This is a genomic window from Streptomyces sp. W16 (genome assembly GCF_033194735.1).
Classification (GTDB): domain Bacteria; phylum Actinomycetota; class Actinomycetes; order Streptomycetales; family Streptomycetaceae; genus Streptomyces.
The window spans coordinates 1-9934 of the sequence record NZ_JAWOAI010000380.1 but is presented as its reverse complement, the minus strand read 5'-3'; the positions used below and the strand labels follow the sequence as shown (position 1 = coordinate 9934).

Genomic DNA, 9934 nt, shown 5'->3' with positions numbered 1-9934 from the left:
CCCGCTCCCCCGGCCGTACGTCCGCGACCGCGTGCACCGCCGCCCATGCCGTGCCCGCCGGTGAGAACCAACTGCACGCCAGGGCAGGGTCCGTGCCTTCCTCCACGGCCTCCGCGGCGGCGTCGGGCACCAGTGCATGGTCCGCCCAGCAGCCGTCGCGGCGCAGGCCGAGCCCCTTGCCGCCGAGCCGTACGAGAGCGCCCTCGGGGTGGGTGTCCGAGGCGAGGACGACCCCGCATCCGGTGGTGCCCGGTACGGCGGGCAGGTCGGGGAGGATGCCGAACTTCCCGTCCACCACGTTGAGATCGAGGTGGCCCACCTGGGCCGCCCGCATCCTTACGAGGGTGTGGCCGGGGCGGGGCTCCGGCATCGGGCGCTCCACCAGGCGGGGCAGCGAGCCGAAGCTCTCCAGGACCAGGGCGCGGGACTTACCGGTCGTCACAACTTCACTCCGTATCGACGCAGGACGCGGGACGCCACGATCCGCGGGACGCGGTCGGAGACGAACCCGAGGATTCCCAGGGTGATGATTCCGACGAAGACCCAGTCGATCCGCCCGTGGTTGCGGGACGTCCGGATCAGTGAGCCGAGTCCGACCTGGGAGGCGACGATCTCGGCGGAGACGATGGTCAGGAAGCTGTTGCCCATGGCGAGGCGTGCGCCGGTGACGATGTGCGGCACGGTCGAGTACCTCTGGGGTCGATGGGAGACCGCCGGCTTCGGCTGGTCGGTGGGGGCGGCACGGGATCTGGCGCACCGTAGAACGGCGGGTGTCGCTCGCGCATCGACGAAGGTCCGCTGAACGGGACGCGCAGGTGGGCCCCGGTCCCCCGGCCTGTTCACGGGGCCCGGTCTGCTCAGTGGACCGGGTCCCTTGGGCGGATCCCGTCGCCCGCCGCATGCTCGCCTCACAGCTCACCCGGCAGCAGGAGGACGCCCACGATGACGGTCGACGACTCTCCCGACACCCAGCCACCGGTCCGGGGCCGCCGCAGACCAACAGGTGAGCCCGGCCGCCAGGACTGGAAGTCGTGGCCCCACTACGACGCGGCGGGCGCGGGCTTCCGCGGCTACTGGTATCCGGTCACCTGGTCCAGCCAGATCACCGGCGATCCGCTGCCGTTCACGATCTGCGGCGAGAAGATCACGCTGATCCGGGACGGCGGCACAGCGTACGCGCTGCACAACCGCTGCCCGCACCGCGGCGTCCCGCTCTCCGAGGGCGACCAGCAGTTCCCCGGCACCATCAGCTGCCCGTACCACGGCTGGACCTTCGACCTGCCGACCGGCAAGCTCGCCGCGGTCATCACCGACGGCCCCGGCTGCCGGCTGACCGGCAAGGTCTCGGTGCGGACGTACCCGGTCGAGGAGCGCCTCGGCATGGTGTGGGTGTACATCCCCCTCGCCGACGAGGAACCGCACCCCATCGACTCGCAGTTGCCCGAGGAACTCGTCTCCAACGCCTTCGTGATGGGCGGCCGGATCGACCCGCGCAGCGGCAACTGGCGCTTCGCCTGCGAGAACGGCTTCGACGAGGGCCACGCCAAGTACCTTCACCGCACGGCACTTTGGCGACTCTTCAAGCCCATGCCGACCTGGAACATCACGCGGATCGTGCCCAAGGGCCGCTGGATCTTCCGGGTCCAGGACGAGGTGTACTGGGAGGCGGACTTCCCCGGTGTCGGCCGCTGGACCAACAAACGCTGGTGGAAGGCCCAGCCGCCGAAGGAGACCTTCAACATCGGCAACACGGGCAAGCCCGACAAGGTCAACCAGACGATCGAGGCCCAGGAGTTCCCCGGCTTCGCGTCCCTGTCGATGCCGGGCGTGCTGCGCATCGCGTACCCGAACTTCATCCACTACGAGTTCTACGTCCCCGTCGACCAGGACAACCACCGCTATGTCGGCGTGATGGTCAACTTCACCGAGGGCTGGGACACCCTGCGTTTCTACGCCAAGTACCTCGGGGCGATCCGGTGGTTGTTCCACGGCCAGTTCTCCGGCCAGGACGCCTGGATGGTCGACATCACCGACGCGCCGCCGGAGAAGCTCTACCGCCCCGACATCTCGCTGACCGCCTGGCGGAACCTCAGCGAGGAGGAGTACGGGAAGAAGCTCGCCGGTACGGGCACCGAAGGGAAGGAAGCCTGACCATGGGCCGCACACTGCTCACCCTGCTCGTCGGAGTCGGGATCGCGATCGGGCTCCCGCTCGCGAAAAAGCGCTTCGAGCGTACGACGATGACTCAGGTACACAGGATCAACCAGTGAACGCCGCGGGCGAGTTGACCGGTCTGGACGACAAGCGGGCCGCCTGGGTCGCCGACGCCTGGCGACATGTCACCGCCGACCGGCTGCGCGACCTGATCACCGGGCTCGTCGACATCCAGTCCCCGACCGGCGACGAGGGCCCGCTCGCCGCGCACATCGCCGACACCCTCACGACGGCAGGCTGTCCGGCCCGAGTTCAGCGGCTGGACGACCGGCAGGCCAACGCCTGGGCCCGGCTCTCCGGCGACGGCACCGGCCCCGACCTGATGCTCTACGCGCCGATCGACACCCTGACGGTGGGCGAGGAGAGCGAGGATCTCCCGTGGATCGGGCCGGAGTTGCGGGACGACATGCGTCCGCGCGCCACCGTCCACGACGATCTCGTCGTCGGCCTCGGCGCCTCCAACCCGAAGGGCCACGCCGCCTGCGTGATGATGGCCGCCGAGGCGATCGCGCTGGCCGGCGTCCCGCTCACCGGCGACCTGGTCGCGGCCTTCGGCGCCGGCGGCATGCCCACCAACGCGCGACCGGGCTCCACCCGCCTCAACTCCGGCCAGGGCGTGGGCTGTTCGTTCCTCCTGGAACAGGGCGTGTGGACCGACTACGCACTGATCGCCAAGCCCGGCTGGACGGTGTCCTGGGACGAGGTCGGCCTCGTCTGGTTCGAGGTGACGGTCCATGGCACGCACACCTACGTCGGCTCCCGCCACCGCCTCCCCTACGACAACCCCGTCGCGCGCGCCGGTGAGGTGACCCGGCATCTGGAGGAGTGGTTCGTCGAGTACGCCGAACGGCACACCTCCGGCACGGTCACACCGCAGGGCATCGTCTCCTCGATACAAGGGGGTTGGCCCCGGATGGCGGCGGTGACACCGGCCTCCTGCACCCTGATGGTGGACCTGCGGATCGGCCCGGACACGACGCCGATGCAGGCGAAGCGGGAGTTCATGGCGGCCATCGGCGCGCTCCGTGACAAGAACATCGACGTCAGCGCAGAGATGGTGCTGGCCATCCCCGGCACCAGTACCGACCCGGAGAGCTGGATCTGCCGTAGTGCGACGGCGAGTTGGGCCGCCTTCGAGGGGCGGGAGCACGAGGTGATCCGGGGCAACAGCGGTGCCACCGACGCCAACATCCTGCGCGGGCGCGGCATCCCGACCGTACGGGTCGGCATGCCGAAGGTCACCGACTCCCCATTCGACATCGACTTCGCGCGGGGCATGAACACGGTCTCCGTGCGGGCCATGGAGAAGCTGACGCGCCATCTGATCCGTACGGCGGTCGACACGGTGACCCGGTCCCGCGCCGAGGTGGAAGGGAAAACGGCATGACGGAGATCGTCCTGGGCGTGGGCGCCTCGCACAGCACGCTGATGAACACCCATTGGGATGAGACCTTCCACAAGGACCGGGCGGAGCGGTTCCGCGACGCGCTGACCGAGGCCCGGGAGGCACTGCTCGCGGCCCGCCCCGACACGGTGATCCTGGTGGGCTCCAATCACTTCCGGGGTTTCTGGCTGGACCTGATCCCGAGCTTCACGATCGGCGTCGGCGAGTGCGTCGCGAGCGGCGAGTCGGGCACCCCGAAGGGACCCCAGCCGGTCGACGTCCCGCTGGCCCGGCACCTGGCCAACTCCCTTGTGGAGAGCGGCGGTTTCGACCCGGCGTTCTCGGCCAGGCTGCAGATCGACCACGGCCAGTCGCACGCCATCCAGTACCTCTTCGAGGACATGGACGTGGAGATCGTGCCGATCGTCGTGAACGTCTTCGCCCCGCCCTTGCCCACCCTGACCCGCTGCGAGGAACTGGGCCGGGCGATCCGGGAAGCCGTCCTCTCCTTCCCCGGCGACCGGCGGGTCGCGGTGGTCGGCTCGGGCGGGCTCTCGCACCGGCTGCCCTGGCCTGACTGGCGCGAACCGCACGGCGACGACGAGGAGTTCATGGTCGGCGCCTGGCTGAACGGCCGGGACAACTGGCAGGACTACGACGTCCGGCGCCGCGAGATCATCCGCGCCGCCGAGGCCGCGCTCAACCCGGAGTTTGACGACGAGTTCCTTTCCCTGGTCGAGCGGGGCGAGATCCGGCGGATCACGGCGTACAGCACCGAGGAGTTGGAGAAGGTCGCCGGCAACGGGGCGCAGGAGCTGCGCACCTGGCTGCTGATGTCGGCGGTGCTCGACCACGTGCCCGGCCGCCGGCTGGCCTACGAACCGATGCCCGAGTGGCTCACCGGGATGGCCGTGGCCGTCCTCGATCCCCAACAAGCAGACACCGAAAGGCAGTCATGAGTATCTGGACCGAACTGTCGGGCATCGACTACCGGCACGCATACGTCGAGACCGGCGATGTCACCACCCGCGCCCTGCAAGCCGGTCCGGAGGACGGCGAGCACGTGGTGTTCCTGCACGGCACGACGGGCCACCTGGAGGCGTTCGTCCGCAACATCCCGGCGCACGCCGAGGCCGGCTACCGCTGCCACGCCATCGACATGCTCGGCCACGGCTACACCGGCAAGCCCGACCGTCCCGGTGAAATCCCGGCGTACGTGGACCACTTGATGGCGTACCTCGACGCGGTGGGTGCCGAACGCGCGCACCTGGTCGGCGAGTCGCTGGGCGGCTGGGTGGGGTCATGGGCCGCGAGCGAGTACCCGGACCGGGTCGCCTCCCTCCAGCTGCTGTGCATGGGCGGCACGAAGATCAACCCGGCGGTGATGGAACGGCTCAAGACGTCCACCCGCGCCGCGGCCATGGAGCCGGAGATCTCCTACACCCGCGACCGGCTGGCCCTGCTGTGGGCCGAGTGGGACGAGGACCTGGGCGAGGAGCTGACCCAGGTGCGCTACGAGATCTACCACCACCCCGACTTCCAGCGGAACCTGCACAACCTGCTCGCCCTCCAGGAGGTCGAGGCCCGTGAGCGGAATCTGCTGCGCCCCGACCGCATGGCGCGGATCAAGGCTCCGACGCTGGTGGTGTGGGGCAACAAGAACCCGCTCGGGGACGTTCCGGAGGCCGAGGCGATCGCCGCCGCGATTCCCGGGGCCCGGCTTGAGGTCTTCACCGAATGCGGACATTGGCCGCAACATGAGAAGGCCACGCTGTACAACCCGCTGAGTCTCGCGTTCCTCGCCGAGTCGTCGTCCGGTCACTGATCGTGAGATTCCAGCCGTAACCCCTGATCGTGAGGTGTCTGCCATGACCGTCGTCCCGATCACCCGCGCCGTGGCCCCTTTTCCCCCGCCTCCCGCGACCGGGCAGTCCCTGGGACCGGACTCGATGAACTCCGTCCTCGGCAAGGTGCGGCCCATCCTGGAGGCGTTCACCGTCGACGACGAGTCGCTCTCCCTCGCGGATCTCGTGCGCCGCACAGGCGTCGCGAAGGCCACCGTGCACCGGCTCTGCCAGGAGCTGGTGGTGTGGGGGCTGCTGGAGCGGGCGGGCTGCGACTACCGGCTCGGGCTCAGGCTCTTCGAGATCGGGCAGCGGGTGCACCGGCAGCGGATCCTGCGCGAGGTGGCCCAGCCGTACATGGAGGATCTGCTGCTGGCCACCCAGGAGACCATCCACTTCGCGATCCACGACGGCCTGGATGTCGTCTATCTGGAGAAGATCCTGCCGCACCGGGGCCTGAGCGAGGAGTCCCGGGTGGCGGGGCGGCTCCCCCTCTACTGCACGGCCACCGGCAAGGCGATCCTGGCCTTCTCCCCCGCCGCACTGTTCGGCGAGGTGGTCAGGAACGGGCTGAAACCGTTCACCCGGCACACGATCACCTCGCCGGGGCGGCTGCGCGGTCAGGTGGAACGCATCCGGGAGGAGGGCCTCGCGACCGAGGCCGAGGAGGTCAGACTCGGCTACATGAGCATGGCGGTGCCGGTCTTCGGGCGGCAGAACACACTCGCCGGCGCCCTGTCGATCACCGCGCCGACCTACCGGGTGGACGCCGCCGCGCACGCGAGCGCGCTGCGCACCGCGGGTCTGGGCATCGGCCGGGCGCTGCGGTCGGCCCTGTGAACGCCCTGGACGAGGTGCTGGCCCGGGCCCAAAGGCTCGTCGGCCGCTGGGAGGACGAGGACTGCGGCACGGTGACCGTCAAGGACTTCTGCCGGTACGCCGCCGCGCTCAACGACGCCGACTACATCCGCCGAGCCCGCGAACAGGACGCGGCGGGCGCCCCGGTCGAGGCTCCGGCCCTGTTCCTCGCGGCCACCATGAGCTGGGAAGACGGGCCGCCCGAAGGGGAGTTGAGGCCGGACGGGCTGGCGGCCCGGGAGTCGCCGTGCACCATGGGCCTGCCGGTCCGCCAGGTGCACGGCGGTCAGACCGTACGGCTGCTGCGGGCCCCGGTCGCGGGCAGCCGGGTCACCGCTTCCCGCGCGCTCACCTCCGCCGCACGCAAACAGGGCCGCGCCGGCCCGTTCGTACTGCTCGGTCTCACCACCCGCTTCACGACGGCGGACGGCACCGAACTGACCGCCGTGGACGAGACGATCGTCGTCCAGGAGGCCCTCGACTCTGCGGGAGCCACATGAACACGCCGGTCGCCGGGGACAGTTGCCCACCGCAGCAATACACGCACAGCACGGTCCAGCTGTTCCGCTTCAGCGCCGTGTCCTGGAACTCCCACCGCATCCACTACGACGCCGAGTTCGCGGCCTCCGAGGGCTTCGAGGACGTCGTCGTACAGTCCACCCTGCACGGCGAGACCCTCACCCGGCACGCGCTGGCGTGGGCCGGGCCGAACTCCCGTCTGGAGACGGTGAGTTGGCGCAACCGTACGACCGCCGTGGCCGGTGAACCCCTCACCTGGACCGCGACCGTGCGCGCGGTGGAGGGCGCCCGGGTCTCCCTGGACGTGGCCCTCGTCAAGGCCGACGGCACCCCGTGCGTGACGGGAACCGTCGAACTCGCCCTCTCCTGACCGGCGTCCCGTCAGCCGGACCGGTTCCGTTGGGCGCAGAGCGGGCCGTTCCTACGCTCCTGAACCATGAGCGTTCACCTTGCCGAGCCGGTCGAGTCACCGGTGATCGAGACCGACATCCTGATCATCGGCGCCGGCCCTTCCGGCCTCTACGGCGCCTACTACGCGGGCTTCCGCGGACTGCGCGTCACGGTCATGGACGTACTGCCCCAGTGCGGCGGCCAGATCAGCGCCATGTACCCGGAGAAGCCCATCTTCGACATCGCCGGGTTCCCCTCGGTGCGCGGTCGCGACCTGGTCGACAGCCTGGTCGCGCAGGCCGCGCCGTACGACGTCCGCTATCTCCTCGGGGAGCGGGCGGTGGACCTGGCACACGGGCCCGACCTGCACCCCGTCGTCCGTACCGACCGTGGAACCGTCGTACGGGCGGGGGCAGTTGTCATCACCGGTGGGGTCGGGACGTTCACGCCCAGGCCGCTGCCGGCGGGCGAGGGGTATCTCGGGCGCGGGCAGGTCTACTTCGTGCCGAACCCGGCCGACCACACCGACCACGACGTGGTCGTCGTCGGCGGTGGTGACAGCGCCTTCGACTGGGCGGCGCTGCTCGCCCCGATCGCGAGGTCCGTCACCCTCGTCCACCGCAACGCCCGCTTCCGCGCGCACGCGGCGAGCGTGGAGAAGGTGCGCGCCCTCGGCATCGAGATCATCACCGACTCCGAAGTGAGCGCGCTGCACGGCGACTTGGGGGTCGAACGGGTCGAGGTACGGCACCGGGTGGCGAAGACGACCCGGCTGCTGCCCGCCCGGACCGTCGTCGCCGCCCTCGGCTTCCTCGCCGACCTGGGGCCGCTCCAGAACTGGGGGCTGGAACTGGAGGCCCGGCGGATCGTCGTCGACACCCGGATGGCCACCAATCTGCCCCGCGTGTTCGCCGCCGGCGACATCACCGACTACCCGGGCAAGGTCCGGCTGATCTCGGTCGGCTTCGGCGAGGCCGCCACCGCCGTGAACAACGCGGCCACCGTCATCGACCCGGAGGCAGCGCTGTTCCCCGGGCATTCCACCGAGAAGGAGAGCTAGTCATGGCCTACGTCATCGGATCGGCCTGCGTCGACATCATGGACCGGTCCTGCATGGAGGAGTGCCCGGTCGACTGCATCTACGAGGGCGAGCGCAAGCTCTACATCAACCCGGTGGAGTGCATCGACTGCGGCGCCTGCGAGCCGGCCTGCCCCGAGCAGGCGATCACCGTCGACCGGCTCGCCGACCCGGAACACCGGACCGACAACCGCCGCTTCTTCGAGGAGCCCCTGTCCGGCCGTACGACCCCGCTCGGCACTCCCGGCGGGGCGACCGCGCTGGGACCGGTGGGTGCCGACACGGCGTTCGTGAGCTCGCTGTGAGCCACCGCGGGTGGCGCAAATCTGCGCTTCCAGAGGTGGCGCATTCCTGCGTGTCCCGCGTGAATTCCAAGCGAAAGCTGCACCGCAACACGGCCACATCACAGCCGACCCACACTCCTCCTTACCAGTCCCACGGAGAGGAGTGAACACGGTCCCATGACGGAGCGAACAGTCCTGGCGGGAATGACGTTGGTCGACGGCACGGGAGGTGCCGCACGGACCGACATGGCCGTGGTGATCGACGGTGCCGTGATCGCCGAGGTGGGTGCCGCCGACACGGTGGCGACGCGCCCGTCGGACACGGTGTACGACCTGCGGGGGACGACCCTGCTGCCCGGACTCATCGACTGCCATGTGCATCTGCGGTCCAACGCGGGGGCCCGGCCGCAGGACGTGCAGCTGTGGAACATGCTGACCTCGACGGAGGAACAGACCCTGCATGCCGCGGCCAACGCCCGTGAGGCGCTGCGGTCGGGTTTCACCACGGTCCGGGACACCGCGGGCTCGCTGCCCGAGGTGGCCGTCAAGCACGTCATGGACGAGCACGTCCTCGACGGGGCGCGGGTCGTCGCGTCGGGGCTCGTGGGCATGACGGCGGGGCACGGCGACATGTTCTGTCCGGCCACTCTCGACGAGAAGCGGATGTGGCCGCCGGCGGACGGCGCCGACGAGTGCCGCAAGCGGGTCCGGCAGTACGCCCGGATGGGCGTGGACCTGATCAAGATCTGCACCAGCGGGGGCACTCTCTCCGTCGGCGACAAGACCGGCTGGCGCAACTACACGGACGCCGAGATCGACGCGATCGTCGACGAGGCGCACGCCCTGGACCTGCGGGTCGCGGCCCACGCGCACACCCGGGCCGGGATCACGGCCGCGCTGGTCGCCGGGGTGGACACGCTGGAGCACGGCTCCGACCTCGACGAGGACCTCGTGGAGCTGATGCTCGGGCAGGGCACGTTCCTGTGCCCGACCCTGTCGATCAGCGAGTTCATGACGGAGCACGGGTCCGAGCGCGGACTGGTCGCCGAGCAACTGGACAAGGCGGAGGCGCTGCGCGAGCGCCGGCTCACGTCGGTGCGCCGGGCCCATCGGGCCGGGGTGCGGATCATCGCGGGCAGCGACTCCTCCAACACGATGCGTTTCGGGAACCACGCCCGCGAACTGGAGCTGCTGCACGAGCAGATCGGCATGACGCCGGCGGAGGTCCTGGTCGCGGCGACCTCCGCCGCCGCCGAGGCCCTCGGTCTCGGTGCCCGGACAGGCACGGTCGCGCCGGGCATGTGGGCGGACCTGCTGCTGGTGGACGGCGACCCGCTCGCCGACCTGAGCGTGCTCGCCGACC

General features: G+C 70.3%; 12 protein-coding genes. 10 read left to right on the top strand and 2 right to left on the bottom strand.

Annotation, left to right across the window (positions count from 1 at the left end; all coding sequences use genetic code 11):
• The coding region (locus tag R6V09_RS36630; RefSeq protein ID WP_442810215.1) for an alcohol dehydrogenase catalytic domain-containing protein at nt 1–442 on the bottom strand (442 nt) is incomplete at its 3' end.
• Nucleotides 439–681, bottom strand: a complete 243-nt coding sequence (locus R6V09_RS36625) for an ABC transporter permease (protein WP_317885790.1) — start codon at nt 679–681, stop codon at nt 439–441. The genes R6V09_RS36630 and R6V09_RS36625, both read right to left, overlap by 4 nt.
• A 261-nt stretch (nt 682–942) precedes the next feature.
• Here R6V09_RS36625 and R6V09_RS36620 point away from each other — a divergent pair, with 261 nt between their 5' ends.
• The 10 genes from R6V09_RS36620 to R6V09_RS36575 all read left to right on the top strand — a co-directional run.
• Entirely contained in the window at nt 943–2151 is a 1209-nt protein-coding gene (locus tag R6V09_RS36620) for an aromatic ring-hydroxylating oxygenase subunit alpha (protein WP_317885789.1), read from the top strand.
• 115 nt (nt 2152–2266) lie between these two features.
• Nucleotides 2267–3601 (top strand): M20 family metallopeptidase, encoded by a 1335-nt coding sequence (locus tag R6V09_RS36615; protein WP_317885788.1) that lies wholly within the window; start codon nt 2267–2269, stop codon nt 3599–3601.
• Nucleotides 3598–4557, top strand: coding sequence for a catechol 1,2-dioxygenase (locus R6V09_RS36610; RefSeq protein ID WP_317885787.1), 960 nt, complete (start codon nt 3598–3600; stop codon nt 4555–4557). Before R6V09_RS36615 ends, R6V09_RS36610 begins: the two co-directional genes overlap by 4 nt.
• The gene (locus R6V09_RS36605; RefSeq protein WP_317885786.1) at nt 4554–5423 is read left to right on the top strand and encodes an alpha/beta fold hydrolase; all 870 of its coding nucleotides are present in this window, start codon (nt 4554–4556) and stop codon (nt 5421–5423) included. Before R6V09_RS36610 ends, R6V09_RS36605 begins: the two co-directional genes overlap by 4 nt.
• A gap of 43 nt (nt 5424–5466) precedes the next feature.
• Nucleotides 5467–6282, top strand: coding sequence for an IclR family transcriptional regulator (locus tag R6V09_RS36600; RefSeq protein ID WP_317885785.1), 816 nt, complete (start codon nt 5467–5469; stop codon nt 6280–6282).
• A complete protein-coding gene (locus tag R6V09_RS36595) occupies nt 6279–6800 on the top strand; it encodes an FAS1-like dehydratase domain-containing protein (protein ID WP_317885784.1) in 522 nt (173 codons plus the stop codon). Before R6V09_RS36600 ends, R6V09_RS36595 begins: the two co-directional genes overlap by 4 nt.
• The gene (locus tag R6V09_RS36590) at nt 6797–7189 is read left to right on the top strand and encodes an acyl dehydratase (protein ID WP_317885783.1); all 393 of its coding nucleotides are present in this window, start codon (nt 6797–6799) and stop codon (nt 7187–7189) included. The genes R6V09_RS36595 and R6V09_RS36590 overlap by 4 nt, the downstream gene beginning before the upstream one ends.
• 66 nt (nt 7190–7255) lie before the next feature.
• Entirely contained in the window at nt 7256–8269 is a 1014-nt protein-coding gene (locus tag R6V09_RS36585; protein WP_317885782.1) for an NAD(P)/FAD-dependent oxidoreductase, read from the top strand.
• Nucleotides 8270–8271: 2 nt separating this feature from the next.
• Nucleotides 8272–8592 carry a ferredoxin gene (gene fdxA / locus R6V09_RS36580; RefSeq protein ID WP_317885781.1) on the top strand — a complete coding sequence of 107 codons (321 nt, stop codon included), beginning with the start codon at nt 8272–8274 and terminating at the stop codon, nt 8590–8592.
• 156 nt (nt 8593–8748) lie between these two features.
• On the top strand, nt 8749–9934 hold a 1186-nt coding region (locus tag R6V09_RS36575; RefSeq protein WP_317885780.1), incomplete at its 3' end, for a metal-dependent hydrolase family protein.